The organism is Asticcacaulis sp. MM231 (assembly GCF_964186625.1).
In the GTDB taxonomy this organism is placed as follows: domain Bacteria; phylum Pseudomonadota; class Alphaproteobacteria; order Caulobacterales; family Caulobacteraceae; genus Asticcacaulis.
Genome location: NZ_OZ075110.1, coordinates 151,522 through 170,270 on the forward strand (window position 1 = coordinate 151,522; position 18,749 = coordinate 170,270).

Below are 18,749 nucleotides of genomic sequence, written 5' to 3' on the forward strand. Positions count from 1 at the left end.
GAACGTTTGGCCAACGTCGCAGAGCCCACCCTGGGTGGACACCTCCATCGCACAATAAATATTATGGTAAATTAATGTTATATATCAATTGCTTACGCATATTTCTACGTTTCGTCGGCTATAAAGATTGGCGCAATCCTCTCTAAAACCTCGTCGACGATAAAACTTGGAAGCTTTTCGACATATGACACTTTGCGCTCTGCCGACTTAAAATCTACGGCTCTAATTTGCATTAGGTCGATCACACCGGTCGTCTTCGTGCCGGCACCGGAGAGCGACACCTGGAAGCCGACGTTGCGTGCCAGATTGGCCGTGGTACTGATCGGCGCCACATAGATCAGGTTTGTCATCCGATTATAGGCATCCGGGGAAATTACGATCGCGAAATGCTCATATTTCATTTCCTGGCCCGCGGCCGGCGAAAAATTCAAATGCCAGATGTCCCCTCGCTTCGGGTGCTTAACACCAGGAGGCATCAGATTTCATTCCCAGTCGGACGCATTTGCTCCCAGGCGGCATGGTCGTTACTGAGGTCCAGCTGGTCCGGCATTTCGGCAAGGAGCTCCGTCAAAGAATATTTGCGTCTCGCCTGCGTCATGGGAATAATCACCTGCTCGCCGGTTTTCGTATAGGCGATCTTTGCAACGGAGCCGTCCGTGACATGCAATGCGGCGGCATTGGCACTCGGCCAAATTACCGATAGCGAGCCCCCTGTCTTCCGAAACTTGACCTCGGTGATGGGCCGGCTCTCATCTATTTCCAATGCACGGCTCATCGTCTGCTGCCTTTCCAGTTTAACAATGTTCAACATAATTCAAGTTGAACAAAAATTCAACCCTTCCCTCTGGAACCGCCAGACCGTAACAAATTTTCCAAAGTGTTTAATATGGATTTTTTGACAACTCTCTGACTTTCCTGCATAATTTATCTGACACGATGCTTGGAACTGCGATCATGGCCATTAGATTTTTTCGTATCGATCCCGGCAAGAGCATGGCGCGGCTCTACGAACTGGATATTCAGACCGGACTGTTCGGGGATGGCCACCACTCTGCCCTGCTGAAACCGAGATAGGCGTCGCTCACAGGCGAGTAAAACCTGATTTCTGAATTATTTCAATGATTTAGTTCTGTAAAATTCCTATTTTCTGAAGCTTTTCAATAACTTGCTTATCGTCACATTCTGCGCGTGTTCGCCGAGAACCCCATTCCTACCACAATCGCTATAGCCGGTTCCTCTTGCCGAAATGTAGAGATTGTTCTTCGTGCCAAATTTCTCATTTTGAGTCGTACCATTTTTCTCATTTCACGCCGCATGAAATTTCTCTATTTCAGCGCACGAGGCTTTCCCGCTTATTGTAAGCGACAGCCATAACGTCTAAGCGGCCAAAGCCTTCGCCTTATCAGAATGCTCGAATGCCGTTTCCATGCGCTCTATTTGCTTCGCCGTCGCGCCCTTCGATTTCGCAGTGGCAGCCCAATGATCGACAGCGGTTGCAACCTCGCGGCTGATTTGCCTGGCCTGCTTTACATCCATATTGAAATACGGCCCGACCTCCCAAGCGAGGTCTAAGTCGCACGTACCGTCGTCGCCATCGATGGCCGTGGTGAGAATGCGTGGCTTGAGGTCGACTGGGACCGGATTGAGATCATACGCCGGCGACAACGTCCACCCAATATTCCCGCTCCACAGGAACCCATGGTTTCTGAGATGGTCGTCAACATTCGAAATCAGGATATTGAAAATCATACGCCGGTAAAGCTGGCGCACATCGGCTTTTGTATTGGCACCATTGTGGGTGAGCGCCTCCACGAGATCAGGATAGCTCGCCCGCTCGCCATCCTTTAGCGCGAGCATGGACATCGCCGATAGAAACGGCACACGTCGCTCGCCCATCCGGTCAAAGCGCTTTGAGATCAGCACCTGCTTATTCGCGACTTCCTCAAGGCGGTGTTCTGCAACCGTGATACCGGCCTCGCCGGCTAACGTCAGGGCCACGCTCTCCCACAACTCGATGCTATAGGCGTCGGACTCCTTCGGAAACTTGGCAATGGACAAGGCCCCTGCCGTGTCGACAACAGACGCCTTCGGCCGCGCCCCGCCCAATGACGAGCCTGGCGCGAAGATCATCAACAGATCCTCGTCGGTCTCTTCGTCACGTAAAATGCGCTCCGTTACGCCCAACAATTCGGCGAGATGCACCAGGCCCGGCACACCTTTGGCCAGAGGCGTTTGAAAGGCGTCGTCCCCCCCGCACTTGAACCGCATCGCACCAAGACGAGCAAAGTCGGAGACACCCAACAGAAAATCCGTTTCCCGTAGCGTCCGGGGCACCCTACCCTCAGCGTTTGCCCGCCGACGTTCCGAACGTTGCATAAGTTGCCGCCCCCAAGTGTCGGGCGCGGAATCACCCAGTGATCCGAACATGGCTCTGTCGGCCTGGGGGTAAAACCGACCACGCGTCAATTGAAGAGCAGGTTCCAAAGAGAATGCCTTGTCGTTCCCGATCCAGGCACCTGCGTACTCAAAACTGACAGACTGTCCACGCGGCCCGTCAATCAGGTGCATGGTCCCAATGCGCTCGGTCACGCCGTTAATTTCGCCATGAACCTCAATGTCAGACATTGCGTGGCCGCGTTTTGGTGGTGGCGCGGGCGGGTAAGGATTGGCGGAGCAGGTCTTGACCGATTTCATCGTCGGCCAATGAGCCTATATTGCCGAGTGCATCAAGCATCCCTAAGGCATTCAACACCGAGGCATAAATGCCTATACCAACGCCGGCGTCGCCCTCCTCATTCGCCTGAGCGTGGGACGGCTGGTAAAAGCACGCTCCGCGACGACTTCAGCAGGCAGATTCCGCCGCAGCCTGGCCTCCTTTATGTTAAGGCCAAGAGTAACAAGCGCTTTTCGTACGCCAAGCGAGGGCCTATGAGGCGACGGCATTGTAAACATCCTGTTCCATAAGAGCGGATTTATGTAACACGATATTTCCAACAAAACAATAAGACCGAAGGCCAGCCAAGAGTCTATCACGGTTCTTGGTGAATACCGTGACGTCCCAGATCGGTGCGTCCATAGACAAGCCGACGAACCATCGGAACAGCAAATTGTAGTCCATCTGCTCCATCAGCTGGCGCTCCGAGCGGATCGTGTAGAAGGGCTGCAACAACAGGGAGCGCAGCAGCTTCTCCGGCGGGATCGATGGGCGGCCGATGGCTGAATACATCGCCTCGAAATCAGGGGGACAGAACTTCCAACGCCTCGTCGACAATCGCGCAGATGGACCGCAGCGGAGGGTTTGTCGGGACGCGTGCTTCGCAGCTCACATAAGAAAACAGACCCGCCGTCTGGATATCACTGCCGCGCATGTCTTACTCCTGCAGACCAACCAATAAGGGATGGAATCACAGCAATACGCTCGCAGCAAGCGCCTTTTTCCGCATCCTGATAAAGCCTCGACATTCAACAGAGTGTCAGTGCCTTTTTCATCTCCTCATCCTTGATGACTGTCGTCAGGCCAATGCCCCGTAGTGAGAGGTGACGAACAATAGGTACATAGGCGCCTGACGCTGATGGGGTTCCATGCTGCGGGTTGTACAGCCACTGACCTCGACGCACCCGGCGAGCTCCGTGATGTGAACCGGGCAATTTTACATGCATGAGGCCATTGCGCGTATCTACTGTTTAGCCGTGCAAATAATTTGAGCTAATTTTCCAATCGTTCGACTGGAAAATTAGCTCAGGGTCAAACAGTATGGCTAAAGTGCCGACCAATGGAGTTTATTTTCTCGGTAGCTCTTCTGCCAATATGCTGCAATATGTTACCAAATTTTGGCCCGTACACCGACCCGGATGGTACGGCCAAATGCATCGTAAAGTTGCGGGTATGTGTTGAACCAGGCGCCACTGCCGGCATCGGCATAGCCGACCTTAGGCGGATTTTTGTCCATCAGGTTCTGGATGTTGAAACGCAGCTCAACATCCTTGGTGATCGGATAATTCAGCGCCAGATCAAAATAGCTGGAGGCCGGCAACTTAGCGATCAGAGGATAGCTATCCGTATTGTTCCACGATGGGGCGCTGGCCAGCGGTGCCTTGGGCGCCAATTTGGAATTGGTCGTGGACGAGGCATAACGCCAGGCGAGCGTCACCCTGCCCTTCCACGGCATACCCCAACTGGCGGAGGCGTAATGGCGATATTCGGGCCATGGTGCGTCACAATAGAAGCCGAAGTAGCCCAGGCACGAATAGACTGGCGCGCCCGGCGCGAAGGCCTGATCGTATCCCGTGAGGAAGGAGCCATTATAGGCTAACCCCAACGTACCCAACGCGCGATCACCGATCTTGAGGTTGCGGATATAGTAGTTCATGCTCAGATCGTATCCCTTATTCCGTACAAAGCCGGAATTTTGATACATGGCGTTGATTTCGGTGACCGTCCCCGTCGTCGGGTCACGCTTGATCAGGCTGCAATAGAAGTCGACATGCTGGTTAAAGCATTGGTCGGCGACGATGCCGGTGCGTACCCAGTTAAACGCGCCTTCGACATTGATGTCATAATAGTCCAGTGTCAGGTTGAAATCGGGCAGGAATTTCGGCTGAAAAGCCAGCCCAATCGTCGTACTATCAGAGGTTTCCGGTTGCAGATTGGGGTTGCCGCCGGGGCGATAGAGCACCGGGCAATAGCCATTGGTATCGCAGGCCTTGGAGTTCGAAAGCGCGTCATATTGCGCCTGTGTCATGCCCGAACTGGCGCATTGCTCGTACGTGTATCGTTCGAGATTGGACCCTGCGCCGGGAGGGGCGCAATAGTCCCGGAACGTCCCGGAATAGGGGCTTGCCTGTTGCAGGCGCTCCAGCACGCCCTGACGGATCGCGCGGTTGACACTGGCATGGAAGCCAAGGCCCGGCACGATGATGTAGTTAACCTCCATCTTCCAGGTCTTCAACGGGTCTTTGATGGACTTGTAGTCCGAAAGACGGAATCCGCCGCTGACCGAAAGTTGCTTGATATAAGGGACGTCCTGAATCACCGGGACATCGAGTTCGCCGCCCAGTTCATTGACGCTGTCGCTGTTGTCGTAACGCGACCACCATGCATAGGCGCCGCTGCCTTCTTCCGCAGCCCGGTTCCATCTGTGCTCGACAACCACAGCATAACCGACACCGTCCTTGGCCCATGGCGACCTTATGCCTTGGTCCTCCAGTGTGCCGTTGATGGCGCCAGTAGCGACAAACTGCTCGGTGACAACGCGGCTTCCGCCCGTCAGCGTGACGTACTTCCAGACATCCGGATTTGGCCCATTGGAACTGAAGGCATCGAGGGGCACGCAATTGGGATCCGTACCGTCAACCACGGAACGGCAGGTCGCGACGCCGTTAACATTCACGACGTCCAGCGCCTTTTTGTAGAGGTCCTTGGTCGCCCACCAATCAAAAATGTCCGTACCGAGGTATTTTTCTGTCCGGCGCGAGCGTTGAACGCTCAGATCGAAATTGAGCGCGGAGCTCATACGACCCGACAGATGCGCTGAGGCACGCACGTCATAGGCTTTGATATTATACTGATTTGTGTAGTCGGGCCGCCAGATGGCGGCGTAGAGCGTTCCGGTTTTACCCGCCACGCCCGCATCTGCGCCACACAGAAGATTGGCTTGCTGTGCGCCCAGCAGAGGGTTGTCGCAGGGCACCTCTGCGCCATCGACGTAGAAGCTGACGGCTTGCGCATTCTGACCACGCTGCTCGTAGCCTGTCGTCAACAGGCTGGAGTCAAAGGTAATCCTGTCCGTCAGGTTATAGGTGAAAAACCCGCCGGCATTTACCGTCTTTGTTTCCCGTTGCAAATAGTCGTTTTGCGCTGTCCGGACCGTGTCTTTTTCGTCAAATTCACGCCAGGTCCGCGAACCGTCCTTGGCGTTTGTGTAGTTTCCACCCGCTACACCAAACCAGGAATAGGGGTTGTATTCGGTGAAACCGCAGGACCATTTATCGTTTTGCAGAACGCCGGAGGGTACGGGCTGCTCATTCATATACAAGGGGCAGGCCGTGTGGTCGAACATGCTGAACTTCATGGGTTCTGAATGCCTGAAGCCGGCAAACAGGCTGATATTGCCCTTGCCACCCGCTAGATTGCGGCCGCCGGCAATGGTCGTGTAGGTTTGCTCACCACCCCACACTACTTTCTTCGGTTGTGGGTAGCCGTCTTCGGCGAGCAGGTTTTCATAGAAGGGGTCATCATTGGTGCTCTCCTGCGTACTCACTTCGGAGTCGATCACCAATCCGTTGAACCGCTTCTTGACGATGAAATTAATGACGCCGGCAATGGCGTCCGAACCGTACACGGCAGAGGCCCCGCCCGTTAGAATGTCGACCCGCTCGACCAATGTGCCGGGGATGACATACACATCATTGCTCATCCGCTCCCCATTCAGAAGCGTGAGGGTCCGTCCGGTGCCGAGGCGGCGGAGGTTGATGCGTGCTGGCCCCAGGCGTGGGTCATTACTCCCCTTTTCTCCCAACATAGGCGCAACCTGCGGAAGTGCGCTCAAGGTGTCGTCCAGCCGCCCCGCTCCGCGGGTGGTCAGGAGGTCGCTGTTGACAACCGTGACGCCTGGGCGGCTGCGGCGGATACGCGAACCTGTCACCACCACCTCGGCGACGTCCGGGTCAGTGACCGCGGAGGCTTCGGTTTGTTTGTCGGCCTTCTTCTTTGCCTTGCCCGACTTAGCCTTTGTCGTCGGCTCAGCCTGAACTGGAGTGGAGTCCTGAGAGGCCCCAGCCCACACGGCCTCATCGGCAAAAGCCGTGCTCGCGACGCACGCCCCCAGACACACGGCTATGGCCGTACTGCTCTTTAATAGTCTTAACATCGATATGTTCCCCTTTGTCTCTCCAGGTCAATTCAACTGGAGGCAATCGAGAGGAAATAACATATATCGTATACAGTAAATGGATACCCGTTGATTTGCCGTCATTGTGTCAATTTCGTCACAAAATAGACGGTATGCCTGTGAGCAAATTTCGATTTGGTACGTCGTATTCCGACGTCTCCGAATTCGGATTTAAGCGCCAATTTATGCGAATGATTTGCATTTGTGTTGACTTTGAGCCGTTTGAGATTTAGTCGCAACATAGCTTCCGTCATTGGCTATGAAAGGTCTCGTATGCCCATAAATCCTTCCTTGCGAAACGCTGTCTGGGGTGCGCCCCTGCTCCTGTCGGGTCTGGCCACGGGCGCCTCCGCCGGTGCGCTGAGCGTTCAGATCGATATACCCCAGCAAAACACGGCTGAATATCACAAGCCTTATGTGGTCGGCTGGGTCGAGGATGCGTCCGGGGCCGCGGCCGCCAATGTCTTCATCTGGTATGATGTCAAGAAGCGCGACAATGCCGGCCAGAAGTGGCTCAAGGATCTGCGCACCTGGTGGCGCAAGAGCGGCCGCGACCTGGCGTCGACCGATGGTTTCAGCGGTGCGACGCGCTCGCCCGGTCGCCAGACCCTCAGTCTCGACACCAATGCGACGGCGCTCAAGACCCTGAAGCCCGGCAGCTATGTCTTCGTGGTGGAAGCGTCGCGCGAAGGCGGTGGCCATGACCTCGTGAAGGTGCCGCTCAACTGGAATCCGGCCAAGGCCGCCGCCGGCGCCGCCAAGGGCACGGGCGAACTCGGCGATGTCCGCGTCAGCTACAAGCCCTAGGACCCAGTCTATGAAGCAGATCAAATCTCCCATGAGTGTCGCACTGGTCGGCATTCTTATCGCAGGCCTTCTGCCCTTTTCGGCGCAGGCCCACCGTCAATGGATCGCCCCCTCGGCCGCACAGGTGGAGGGCAAGGCGCCCTACATCACAGTGGATGCCGCCGTGTCGGAAAGCCTGTTCGAGATGGATTCCTTTCCACTCAAGCTTGACGGACTGGTGATCACCGCACCCGATGGTAGCCACATCACGCCGGAAAATTCTTATACCGGGAAGCTGCGCAGCGCCTTCGACCTGCAACTGACCCAGCAGGGTACGTACCGCATGGCGGTCGTGACCGAGTTGGTCATGGCGAGCTATAAGCTGAACGGCGAGGAAAAGCGCTATCGCGGCACGCCCGACGGCCTGGCCAAAGACGTGCCCGCCAACGCTGAAAACCTTCAGGTGTCGCGCACCTTCGGGCGCGTCGAATCCTTCGCTACCAATGGCAAGCCCAATGACACCGCGCTCCAGCCGGTCGGCAAAGGCTTGGAAATGCAGCCCCTCACCCACCCGAGCGACTACGTCGCCGGTGAGCCCGCCCGCTTTCGTATGTTGTTGGATGGAAAGCCCGTCGCGTCCTTGAATGTCACCATCGTGCCGGGCAGCGTCAAGTATCGTGACGCCCTGCAGGAAACCGCCGCAACGACCGATGCCAACGGCGAATTTAGCGTCACCTGGCCGATCGCTGAGCGCTACTGGATTGGCGCCAGCTATCCCCCGCGCGCCGAAGGCCCGCCCCCTGCGCCAGGCCAGCCGCGCCCCATGGTGCCGGTGCGATACAGCTATTCCGCTACCGTACAGGTCCTGCCGAACTAGGCTCGCCATTGCTATGTCTAAAAGGCCGCACCCTCAACAGGGCCGCGGCCTTTTTGCCTTTTGTACCTGTCAGGCGCCACGCGCAAAATAAATGCGAATGAGTGTCAGATTCGCCTTGCAAGTGCGATTAATTCTCATTAAGGCCTTTTTTAGCCCTTCTCCCTGGGAACATCTGAGAGAATAACATGTCTTCCTCCACTATCCGCAGCCGTAAGCATTCAGTCAATCGTTACGCCCTCGTCATGGCCGCCTCGGCCCTCGCCCTTCCTGTCGCCGCGCTGGCTGACGTTGAGGCAGACGCCGATCAAAAGGGCACCGAAGTGACCATCAAGGGTGAGCGTCACCTCCCCTATAAGACCGATAAGGCCTCTTCGCCCAAGAAGACCGAGGCCCTGGTCGATACGCCGCAAACCATGAGCGTTATCAGCAAGGAACTGCTGGAAGACCAGAACGCCACCACCCTGGTCGATGCGCTACGCAACACGCCAGGCATCACCATGCAACTCGGCGAAAATGGTAACACGTCCGCCGGTGACACCTTCCAGCTTCGCGGCTTCTCGGCAACGTCATCTATCTATCTCGATGGCATTCGTGATCTCGGCGCCGTGTCCCGCGACGTTTTCACGATCGAGCAGATCGAAGTCGCCAAGGGGCCAGCCGGCAGCGACGTCGGCCGTGGCGCATCCGGTGGCTATATCAATCTTGTCTCCAAGCTGCCCTCCTTGCGTGCGGGTAGCTCCGCGACCGCCAGCCTCTACAGCGAAGGCGGCGAACGCGCCACGGCCGACGTCAACCTGCCCGTCGGCGACACCAGCGCCTTCCGCCTCAATGTGATGGCGCAGGACGTCGACGTGCCGGGCCGTGACGAAGTCAAGAACAGCGGCTGGGGCATCGCGCCGTCCTATGCGTTGGGTCTGGGCACCAACACACGTTTCTACGTTTTCGCCCAGGTGGTTCATCAGGACAATGTCCCCGATGGCGGCGTGCCGGTGATCGGTCTCAAGGGCTATAACAGCACCAATACCAATGCGGCGATCAAGGCCGCACTTGATGCCGCGGCGCCGGTTGATCGCAACAACTTTTACGGTTCGGTGCACGATTATGAAAAGGTCGACGCCAGCATGCTGACGTCCAAGATCGAGCACGGTTTCCGCAACGGCTGGAATCTGACCAACACCACGCGCTACGGCCAGACCCAGATGGACCGTATCCTGACCGGCGTAAATGCGATCACGGTGCCAACGGCCAGCATAAATGATCCGACGACCTGGACCGTGGCACGGACGCGCCAGCGCGTCGACCAGGATAACAAGATCTTCGCCAACGCCACCAATCTGAGCGGCAGCTTTGAGACCGGCGCCTGGCAACACGATCTCTCCGCAGGCGTAGAAATCGCCTATGAAAGCCAGGTCTCGGTCACCTACTCCACAACTCCACCGGGCGGCACCGCGCCCACCATCCCGGCGGCCAGCCTGTATAATCCGGTCTCAGATATCGTTCTGCCGGATCTCTATAAAACCGGCGCCACCAGCGACGGCGATAGCACGACGGTCTCCGGTTATGCCTTTGACACCGCCAAGCTCGGGAAATGGCTGCTCAGCGCCGGCCTGCGCGTCGACAGCTATACGATCAAAACCCGCAACACGCCGGCCAGCGGCGCGGTCGCCCTAGAAGCAATCGAGGACAGCGGCACGCTGGCGAGCTGGAACATCGGTGCCGTCTATAAACCGCGTGACAACGGCAGCGTCTATATCTCGCTGGTCAATGCCCTGACGCCTCCGGGCAGCAGCAACTTCCAGCTCTCCAGTACAGCCAGCAGCCTTTCCAACGCGGCGTTTGATCCGGTCGAGACGGAAAACTTTGAACTCGGCACCAAGTGGGAGTTCTTCAATAACCACCTGTCCCTGACCGCCGCCTATTATGCAACCACGGCTAAGAACGAACTGGCGCTGCTAAACTCGACCGATCTCACCTCTTACATCCAGATGGGCGAGCGCAAGGTCAGCGGCATCGAACTGGGTCTAGTCGGGCAGGTCAATCCCAAATGGCTGATCTCAGCTGGCCTGCAAACCCTGGACACCGAGATCACTCAAGGTACGACCAACAACAACAGCACGGGCGCGGCCACGCGCTGGTCGCCTGACCTGACAGGGACCGTCTGGACCACCTATAAGGTCACGCCTAAGTTCACGCTTGGCGGCGGCATCTCCTATGTCTCTGAGCAGTTGCTCGTCGTCAATCCGGCGACCGTGATCGGCACGCAAAACGGCCTGCCGGAAATTCCGGCCAGCACGGTCTTCAACGCTATGGCCGCCTATGACATCAATCCACGCCTCGCCCTGCAACTGAACGTCTATAATGTGACGGACGAGGACTATATCTCTTCGCTCAATAGCGGTGGATCACGGGTCGTCTTCGGCCAGCCGCAATCGGCGACGCTGAGCCTGAAGGTTCGTTTCTAACGGACGGCAAAGCTTGACCTCCAGGAGCGCTCCGGTTTACGCCGGGGCGCTCTGTCTGTAAGGAGTAGCGATCATGATGCTACATATCCCCGACGTTCTGAACCAAGACGAACTGGCGCATATTCGCGGCGTGCTGGCCACGGCTGGCTGGACCGAAGGCCGCCATACCACCGGCGCGCAGGCGGCCCAGCAAAAATGGAACTATCAGTTGCCGGTTCTGGCGCCGGAAGCGCAACCCCTCGCCGATCTGGTACGCGCCGCTCTGTTGCGTCACCCTCTGTTTCAATCCGCCGCCCTGCCGAAAACCGTCCTGACGCCGCGCTTCAACGCCTATGAGGACGGCGGCCATTTTGGCAATCATGTTGATGGCGCTATCCAGCCTGACCCGGTCACCGGCCAGGCGGCACGGACGGACGTATCGACAACTGTCTTTCTCAACGAACCGGACGACTACGAGGGGGGCGAACTGATCGTCGAGGACACCTACGGGTCTCACGAGGTAAAGTTGAAGGCCGGTGACGCTGTCCTCTATCCGGGCACCAGCATTCACCGCGTTGAGCCGGTGACGCGCGGCATGCGCCTGGCGTCCTTCACCTGGACGCAATCCATGGTGCCCGATGCCTTCCGTCGCCAGATGCTGTTCGAGCTCGACATGACGATTTTGCGCCTGCGCGCGCAACTGGGTGATACGCCGGATGTGGTCAATCTGACGGCGCACTATCACAACCTGATCCGCCAGTGGGCTGAGGTTTAAGGCGCAGGTTTAGCAGCCGTTTTGTTCTTTTGAGTGTACACAAGCAACCAGTCACCGATAGCTTTGATCGCTGAAGTGGCAAGGGTTTCATCAATCAAGGCGTACTCCGACGGTGCGCCTGTTCTGGCCGATTGTAACTGATGATTAAGTCCGGGTAGCTCTAAAATTGTGACGTCCTGATTGGCCCTTAAGGCCGACCGCATGGCGGGCAAATTTTCTTTTGGCGGCGCTTGGGTATCTAAAGATCCACTCAGCACCAAGACGGGAATGTTGATTTGTGACAGATAGGGCTGGGGATCGTAACGCATCATTTCGAAGCCCAGCGGGCTCGTTAAGCCAGCTATGCCGACATCCGCTTCGGCTTGCGAAAAGCGACCACTGACAATCAGGGGCTTTGACATGGCTGTGAGGGTGGCGCGCGCCTCTTCGGGGCTATGGGCGGCAAGAACGACCGAAAATATCTGTCGATAGAGCGCTTCGTCGCTGGCGATATCGGCCTCACCTTTGCCTTCCGCGCGAGAGATGGCCGCCTTCTGAATTAAATTGACCTGATCAAAGGGTAATGCCGCCGTTGAAAGGAGCGCCATAAACCTAAGACTGGGCTCTCGTGTTACGATCATAGGCGCAATATATCCGCCTTCAGAATCGCCAATAAGGCCAATTCGATGTTGGTCAACATCCTTACGTGTGGCGAGATAGCGTATGGCAGCCTGTGCATCGCTGGCAAGATCACTCAGGCTGGCGCTGGCAAAATCGCCCGTAGACCGCCCTACACCCCTTTTATCATAGCGCAAGACGGCGATGCCGCAGCGATTAATGGCATCGGCCAGGACCAGGAATTTCTTGTGCCCGGTATCTATCTCCTGCGGGCCCTGAGCGACTTCGTCGCGATCATTGGGGCCTGAGCCAGCCAAAAGGATGACCGTTGGGAAGGGCCCCTTACCTTCGGGCGTGCTAAACGAACCCGCAAGGGTTACGCCGGCCGCTGCATTGCTAAAGCGCACCTCTTCGGCAGGATAAGGCTTGGAGGCTTTGGCGATAGCCGCCTCTTGTGGTCGGGGTGAGGCCTCTCCCGCGCTCCCCTGCGCCGGCAAAAAACACGCCATGGTCACCGCCATAAAGAGAGACAATCCATAAACATGGACCTTGATCCGTTGCTTTTTCATCAAGCTCCCCCCTTGGGAATTGACGCATGGAAATGCGCTCGGCCCATACTGCCAACAACTTTGCGTCTGAATTTTGACATCTACAACCGAAGGCCGGGCGCCTTTACGCTTCGCCAATGGGTAAACCGATGACACACATGATGCGTCATCGGTCGGAGAGGTGGTACGCTTTACTATAGGCTACGCTTTTACTGGTTCGACGCGGTACCCGATCCGGTCGCCTCCCCTCGTCTGACCCTTGCCCTTCAGGGGGGGGGCAAGCATCAGAAAAGCCTCAATAACAATCTTCAGGTCCTAAGTGTTCACGGACGATGGTCCGTCACGCCGCCCTGACCGTGGCCAGGAACTTGTCCATCTCGTGATGCAGCCGTTCCGCCTGCTGGGCCAGCTCGGCCGACGCATTGAGAACCTCGACGGCCGAGGTGCCGGTCTGCTCCGCCGCTGACGCCACGCCGGTAATGTTGGACGTCACCTCCTGCGTGCCAATCGACGCCTGATTGACGGCCTGGACGATCTCTTGCGTGGCGGCAGTCTGCTGTTCCACGGCGGAGGCAATGATGGTGTTGGTCTGGTTGATGTTCTGGATCGTGCCGGAGATATTGGCGATGGCGGAGGCCGCCTTGGCGGTGGCTTCCTGGATATGGGCGATCTTGGCCGATATCTCGGTGGTCGCCCGCGCGGTCTGTCCGGCGAGCGCCTTGACCTCGGACGCCACGACCGCAAAGCCCTTGCCGGCCTCACCGGCCCGCGCCAATTCGATGGTGGCGTTCAGCGCCAGAAGGTTTGTCTGACTGGCAAGGCCCGCAATCAGATCGACAACACCGCCGATGCTGGCCGTCACTTCGTTCAGTTCGTCAACGATCTGCACTGCGCCCGAAGCCTCACGTACGGCCTCGGCGGAAATGGTCGCCGAGGTCTCGACCTGACGGCCAATTTCATTGACGGAGGCCCCCAGTTCTTCTGCCGACGAGGCGACCGAGGTAACATTGGCGCCGGCTTCTTCGGCCGCCGCCGATACAGCGATGGACTGGGAGGTGGCGCGCTGCGCCGTCGTGGACAACTGCTGAGCAGACGCCTGCATTTCTGTGGCGGCACTCGATACCAGCGTCACAATACCGCCGACGGATTTTTCAAACTCATTGGCCAGTTTCAGCATGATATCGCGGCGATCCTGATCCTGCTTGATGCGCTCAGCCTCGGCGCCCGCCGCCTTTTGAAGCGCCTCTTCTTCGGTGACCTCACGGATGCGATCCACAGCGCGGGAGATGTCGCCGATTTCATCGCGGCGTTCCGCCCCGGCGATCTCAAGCAGCTTTTCGCCCTTGGCCAGTCGACCAAGCGCTTCGGTGAGGCGGGCGATCGGATTGGCGACATTGTTCGCCATAACGGCGATAACGCCGATTCCGAGCACCGCGACGATGCCGGCGCAGACCATTTCCCACATCACGTCGCTGCCGCCACGCTTTTTGAGCGCATTTGACAGCCGGTCGGCATCCGCCATGACCACGGTGCGCGGTACAGAGATGATGACCGACCAGTATTGCCCGCTGCGGCCAAGCTCGATGGGCGCATAGACCCGCATATCGTCATGCTTCTTATCAAGGTTGACGAACGATTTGCCGGCCTTGATGTCGGCAAGGGCGTTCCATGCCAGGGGATCCAGGCTCTCGACCGTGCTGCCAATAGCGTCGGGATGGGCGCTGGAGGCCACGACCAGTCCATCGGAGGTGACGATCGTAACATTGCCCTTGCCATCGTAGATCGATTTCTTGACGTCCAGGGCCAGGGTCTGGACAAACGTCAGGTCAAAGTCCGCGCCGGCAACCCCCTTGAACTGACCCTCGACGATGATGGGCACGGACATGGTGGCGAGGAAGACGTTTTTGCCCTGCACAATATAGGGCAAGGGCGCCAGAATGCTCTCACGACCGTTGGTTTCCGGTCCGATAAACCAGCCGCCCTTCATCAGGCCGTTGGTATGAAGCTCGCGGCTGTCATATTCCACCAGAGGCTGGAGAGCGATCTGGCCCTGGGCATTTCTGGTCCAGTAAGGCAAGGCGCGACCTGTGGTGTCGGCGCCCATCTCCTTGCGATTGACGTAGGCGCCGTCAGCGCCGTCCAGCGCATTGGGCATCCAGGCGCTATAGGTGCCATTGAAGCGCGGATTGTCCTTAAGAACGCCCACAAGAATGTCATTGAGCTGGCGGCGGCGCGACGCCTTTGGCGCACCATCTGGACCTGCGACCACTTCAAGGCTGCGCGCCATGTTTCGCGCTGAGGAAAAGGCTGTGTCGACTTCCGCGCGGACCGTCCCGGCCTGGGCGGAGGCCAGCCGCGTCAGGGACTCGCTGCTACTTTTGTCCAGCAAGCCCTGTACGTTTTCGTTGACAAAATGCGTCGTTTTTCCAGAGGAAAAAATACCATAGCCGACCAGAGCACCCGTTGCAGCCAAAAGGCACAGGGCTGACAGGGCTACGATCTTGGTCTTAACAGAGTGGATATTCATATGTTCCTCCAGCCGCCTCTTGGTGCGTGTAGGAAGGACATACCCATATGCTTAATGGGGTCTTAAGGCGTGGAAGGCTTACAAGTTTAAATAATTCAAAACACAGGGCCTTCATGAATAAGGTGTTGCATATAGCGACACAATTTCAAATAAATGTCGCATATGCACATGTATGCGACATTCATCTAGAGAAAATATTCCACATAAATATTACCTCGAATACGCTGAAACACGAGATTTAATAGTGAATATACGTGAAAAATCATAAATAGTACAAATCATTATTATACCGCTTCTGTTAAAGCATCAAGACGCATCTACCTGAATAGACAAAGATCAATCAGGCCTGCGCGTGCCTATATCTTGCCGGCACCTGAAAGGACGGCGTCCAGTCCCCGCGGGTCGAGAATGGCCTGCGTGTTGCGATCGATAAGCCCGCCGGTGTCCCACAGGAAGGGTAAGAGCCCGTTCGCGAGCGCTTTCTGCGTGACGTACTTCAGCCAATGGACGCGCGAAGCCAGGTGCCGTTCCAGGTCCTTAGGCGTGCTTCGGATAATAGCGCCATACTCCCCCAGAATGACGGGGACGCCGGCATCGGTGAACAACCGCTTCACGATGGCCATTTGTTGATCGACATTATCTTCCTCACCCCATATCGTATTGCGGTCGGGCTCAACCGTGGAATGATAGTCCTTGCCCCAGTAATAGAACATCTTTCCCCAGCTCTGGTCTTCCGTCATGAGCGCGAACTGGAAAGGTGTATAGAAGTGCACTTCGGTCATGAGGCGGTTGGTAGCGCTGTCGACCGGCATCTTGTACCAGAGGGCGGCGGCATTATCGATACTGGTGTTGGGCGCCTGCAGCACCAGGGTGCGATAGGCGTTCCTGCCACCGGTGGAACGGACCGTGTCGATGAAGGCCTGGTGATAAGCATACAGCACCTCCATCTGCTGCTTTGTTTCGCAGTTGGGCTCATTGGCGCTGGCCAGGACAAGCCGCTCGTCATAGTCGCGCAAGTGCGTAGCGATCTGCTCCCAAAACGCCCTCTGCTTGGCGATGACACCGTCCTTCGCGGCCGGTGTTACGTTGTTTTCAAGCCAGCCGCCGTCCCAATGGATGTTGAGCACCACGTACATGTCGGCATTGATGCAATACTGAACGACGTCCTTGACGCGATTAAGCCAGGTGCGGCTGATCTCGGCCGTGGCGGCATTGGCATATTGATTCCATGAACATGGCAGTCGAATGGCGTCAAAGCCCTTGGCCTTGGCCGTGTCAATCAGTGCCTGCGAGATAAGCGGATTGCCCCAGGCGGTTTCGCCACCTATGGCCTCAAGGGTATTGCCGATATTAAGCCCGAGCTTGATGCGCGCGGCGATCTCCGTGGCCGAACGCGTCATCCCGGACGCGTCCGCCGCCTTAGGGCGGGTATTGTAGCTTGGGTACAGTCCGCCTGAAGACGATGAGGCGCCCGCCCCCCCGTCATCACGTGTGACAACACCGCCTGACGCTGCCCCGCAAACGGCGCCCCCCAGTGGCAGAAGACTGATGCCCGCTGCGATAACCAGCTTACGGCGGTTGCTGTCGAAAGAAGGTTTCATGGTGCTCCCGTGTGTAAGACGGGGTCGAAGCCAGACCCCGCCGTCTTTTTTTGTTAAATATTATATGGGTCAGGGCCGTCGTCTGCGGCTTTATGCCTGGGGCGTCAAGGTAATCAGAACGATGTCATTGCTGTTCATCGGCAGAGTTACCTCGGCCGTTCCGGTCGCACCGATCGTCACGGTGCGCACGCTGTCGGGCTGATCGCGGGTGACATCCTGCAGGGTCGCCAGTTGCGCCGGGGTCAGATCCTTGGGGGAGCCCATGGCGATGTAATGGCTGTAGGCGTCATTGCGCTTATAGCCCGTGCGGCGAAGCGTCAGCGCGTATGTACCCGGCTTGAGACCGCTCAGCCTGACCTTGACCGGCGCGGAGGCTGCGTTTGGCACCAGCTTGCTGTAGAAGGTCCCGTTGCTGGTGCCCTTCTGGTCGGGGAGCTGGTAGTCCCAGACGACGGCGGATACCGAGGCGCCATCATAGGAGGCCCAGACCTGCTTGTCGGCGGCAGGGATTTCATGGCCGCGCAGGGCGTGGAGGTATTTGTAGGCAAACCAGGAGGCCTTGCGGATCCCGTCCTTGGTCATCAGGCCGAAGCCGCCGTGGAAGGCGTTGCCCGGAGGGCCCGGCTCCTCGAACAGATCGGAATAAACCCAGTAGCTCATCCCCTGGACAAGGCCTTGCGTGCCCTTCAGCTTGCTGAGGATATAGGGGGCCGCGACGTAGGAATCATGGGTCAGGTCGCGTGGATTATAGCTGGTGCTCCATTCGGTGAAGAACAAAGGCATACCCGGCAGATGCGAGGCTTCGATCTCACCCCGGACCTTGCGGACATCAGCGATAATGGCGTCAGGATTCTTCGATAGCTGAAGATCCATCTTGCCCTCTTCATCGAGATAGCCGTAATCGACGCCGTAGGTGTGGGTGGAGGCGAAATCGACCGGCGTGTTGGTCGCTTTGGCGTAGGCCAGAAGCTCCGGCACCCAGGCGGCGCCCGCCGTTGACGGGCCGCCCACGCGCAGTTTTGCATCCACCGCCTTGAGCGTGCGGGCCGTGACGCCATAAAGCGCGAAATAGGCTTCCTGGTCGCCATACTGCCAGAAACCATCGAGATTGGGCTCGTTCCACACCTCGAAATACCAGCTCCGCACCTCGTCGATGCCATAACGTGCGATCAGGTGACGCGCGAAAGTATCGATCAGTTGTTCCCACAGATCGAGGCGCGGATGCGAGGTATTGCCCTTCCAGTAGAAGATCGTCTGGTCGGATGACTTCATCGCCGACGGTGTGAAACCCAGCTCGACGAAGGGCCGGATGCCCATTTTCAGGAAGGCGTCGTAGAGATAGTCGATCTTCGTCCAGTCATAGACCAGCTTGTTATCGACCATCTTCACCGTGCCGAGATCATCATGGAAGATGTCGTGCAGGCGGATGTAGCGGAAGCCCAGCTCATCACATGTGATCTTGAGCTGCGCCAGATTGGCGTCACGAATCGTCGTACCCGAATAGTCGGCGCCGACCGAAAGGTCAAAGAAGCGGTCAATCGGTCGGGTGGCCTGGCGGACATCCAGGTCGACAAGGCGCGTGCCCGCCGGTTTGGCGAGGGCGCCGGTCGCCGGCAGGGCCGCACCAAGCGCGATCAGGGAAACCAGCGAGCGCCGGGAAAGGTGAGGTGTCATTGCGGAGGATCCAATGGTTGACGGAGGCAGATG

The 18,749-nt window shown here is 57.5% G+C and carries 12 protein-coding genes and 1 pseudogene; 4 read left to right on the forward strand and 9 right to left on the reverse strand.

Annotated features, from left to right (window positions below; translation table 11 throughout):
• Positions 1-104: 104 nt before the first annotated feature.
• From ABQ278_RS19970 to ABQ278_RS19990, 5 genes and pseudogenes are all read right to left on the reverse strand, one after another.
• Positions 105-476, reverse strand: coding sequence for a type II toxin-antitoxin system PemK/MazF family toxin (locus ABQ278_RS19970; RefSeq protein ID WP_349322778.1), 372 nt, complete (start codon positions 474-476; stop codon positions 105-107).
• A complete protein-coding gene (locus ABQ278_RS19975; RefSeq protein WP_349322779.1) occupies positions 476-775 on the reverse strand; it encodes a hypothetical protein in 300 nt (99 codons plus the stop codon). Before ABQ278_RS19975 ends, ABQ278_RS19970 begins: the two co-directional genes overlap by 1 nt.
• Before the next feature lie 602 nt (positions 776-1,377).
• Positions 1,378-2,625 (reverse strand): type II toxin-antitoxin system HipA family toxin, encoded by a 1,248-nt coding sequence (locus ABQ278_RS19980; RefSeq protein ID WP_349323054.1) that lies wholly within the window; start codon positions 2,623-2,625, stop codon positions 1,378-1,380.
• 394 nt (positions 2,626-3,019) lie between these two features.
• Positions 3,020-3,368, reverse strand: a pseudogene (locus ABQ278_RS19985) (transposase); the annotation flags it as partial.
• Positions 3,369-3,821: 453 nt separating this feature from the next.
• Positions 3,822-6,869: a TonB-dependent receptor domain-containing protein gene (locus tag ABQ278_RS19990; protein ID WP_349322780.1), complete on the reverse strand. Its 3,048-nt coding sequence runs from the start codon at positions 6,867-6,869 to the stop codon at positions 3,822-3,824.
• A 294-nt stretch (positions 6,870-7,163) separates the two neighbouring features.
• Here ABQ278_RS19990 and ABQ278_RS19995 point away from each other — a divergent pair, with 294 nt between their 5' ends.
• The 4 genes from ABQ278_RS19995 (at position 7,164) to ABQ278_RS20010 (ending at position 11,769) form a co-directional block, all read left to right on the forward strand.
• A complete protein-coding gene (locus ABQ278_RS19995; protein ID WP_349322781.1) occupies positions 7,164-7,697 on the forward strand; it encodes a DUF2271 domain-containing protein in 534 nt (177 codons plus the stop codon).
• 10 nt (positions 7,698-7,707) lie between these two features.
• Positions 7,708-8,553 carry a DUF4198 domain-containing protein gene (locus tag ABQ278_RS20000; RefSeq protein ID WP_349322782.1) on the forward strand — a complete coding sequence of 282 codons (846 nt, stop codon included), beginning with the start codon at positions 7,708-7,710 and terminating at the stop codon, positions 8,551-8,553.
• A gap of 185 nt (positions 8,554-8,738) precedes the next feature.
• Positions 8,739-11,015, forward strand: coding sequence for a catecholate siderophore receptor Fiu (locus ABQ278_RS20005; protein WP_349322783.1), 2,277 nt, complete (start codon positions 8,739-8,741; stop codon positions 11,013-11,015).
• A gap of 73 nt (positions 11,016-11,088) precedes the next feature.
• Positions 11,089-11,769, forward strand: a complete 681-nt coding sequence (locus ABQ278_RS20010; RefSeq protein WP_349322784.1) for a Fe2+-dependent dioxygenase — start codon at positions 11,089-11,091, stop codon at positions 11,767-11,769.
• On the opposite strand, the gene ABQ278_RS20015 is transcribed toward ABQ278_RS20010, so the two are convergent.
• From ABQ278_RS20015 to ABQ278_RS20030, 4 genes are all read right to left on the reverse strand, one after another.
• Positions 11,766-12,935, reverse strand: a complete 1,170-nt coding sequence (locus tag ABQ278_RS20015; protein WP_349322785.1) for a serine aminopeptidase domain-containing protein — start codon at positions 12,933-12,935, stop codon at positions 11,766-11,768. The two genes, ABQ278_RS20010 and ABQ278_RS20015, sit on opposite strands and share 4 nt — an antisense overlap.
• Before the next feature lie 319 nt (positions 12,936-13,254).
• The gene (locus ABQ278_RS20020) at positions 13,255-15,441 is read right to left on the reverse strand and encodes a methyl-accepting chemotaxis protein (protein ID WP_349322786.1); all 2,187 of its coding nucleotides are present in this window, start codon (positions 15,439-15,441) and stop codon (positions 13,255-13,257) included.
• 356 nt (positions 15,442-15,797) lie between these two features.
• Positions 15,798-17,042 carry a glycoside hydrolase family 5 protein gene (locus ABQ278_RS20025; protein ID WP_349322787.1) on the reverse strand — a complete coding sequence of 415 codons (1,245 nt, stop codon included), beginning with the start codon at positions 17,040-17,042 and terminating at the stop codon, positions 15,798-15,800.
• Between the two features lie 90 nt (positions 17,043-17,132).
• Positions 17,133-18,716 (reverse strand): GH39 family glycosyl hydrolase, encoded by a 1,584-nt coding sequence (locus ABQ278_RS20030; protein WP_349322788.1) that lies wholly within the window; start codon positions 18,714-18,716, stop codon positions 17,133-17,135.
• Positions 18,717-18,749 lie beyond the last annotated feature (33 nt).

What these genes read in the sequence shown, in the direction of transcription:
- ABQ278_RS19970 (WP_349322778.1), bottom strand. Translation starts at nt 476, where the DNA reads ATGCCTCCTGGTGTTAAGCACCCGAAGCGAGGGGACATCTGGCATTTG.
- ABQ278_RS19975 (WP_349322779.1), bottom strand. Translation starts at nt 775, where the DNA reads ATGAGCCGTGCATTGGAAATAGATGAGAGCCGGCCCATCACCGAGGTC.
- ABQ278_RS19980 (WP_349323054.1), bottom strand. Translation starts at nt 2,625, where the DNA reads ATGTCTGACATTGAGGTTCATGGCGAAATTAACGGCGTGACCGAGCGC.
- ABQ278_RS19990 (WP_349322780.1), bottom strand. Translation starts at nt 6,869, where the DNA reads ATGTTAAGACTATTAAAGAGCAGTACGGCCATAGCCGTGTGTCTGGGG.
- ABQ278_RS19995 (WP_349322781.1), top strand. Translation starts at nt 7,164, where the DNA reads ATGCCCATAAATCCTTCCTTGCGAAACGCTGTCTGGGGTGCGCCCCTG.
- ABQ278_RS20000 (WP_349322782.1), top strand. Translation starts at nt 7,708, where the DNA reads ATGAAGCAGATCAAATCTCCCATGAGTGTCGCACTGGTCGGCATTCTT.
- ABQ278_RS20005 (WP_349322783.1), top strand. Translation starts at nt 8,739, where the DNA reads ATGTCTTCCTCCACTATCCGCAGCCGTAAGCATTCAGTCAATCGTTAC.
- ABQ278_RS20010 (WP_349322784.1), top strand. Translation starts at nt 11,089, where the DNA reads ATGATGCTACATATCCCCGACGTTCTGAACCAAGACGAACTGGCGCAT.
- ABQ278_RS20015 (WP_349322785.1), bottom strand. Translation starts at nt 12,935, where the DNA reads ATGAAAAAGCAACGGATCAAGGTCCATGTTTATGGATTGTCTCTCTTT.
- ABQ278_RS20020 (WP_349322786.1), bottom strand. Translation starts at nt 15,441, where the DNA reads ATGAATATCCACTCTGTTAAGACCAAGATCGTAGCCCTGTCAGCCCTG.
- ABQ278_RS20025 (WP_349322787.1), bottom strand. Translation starts at nt 17,042, where the DNA reads ATGAAACCTTCTTTCGACAGCAACCGCCGTAAGCTGGTTATCGCAGCG.
- ABQ278_RS20030 (WP_349322788.1), bottom strand. Translation starts at nt 18,716, where the DNA reads ATGACACCTCACCTTTCCCGGCGCTCGCTGGTTTCCCTGATCGCGCTT.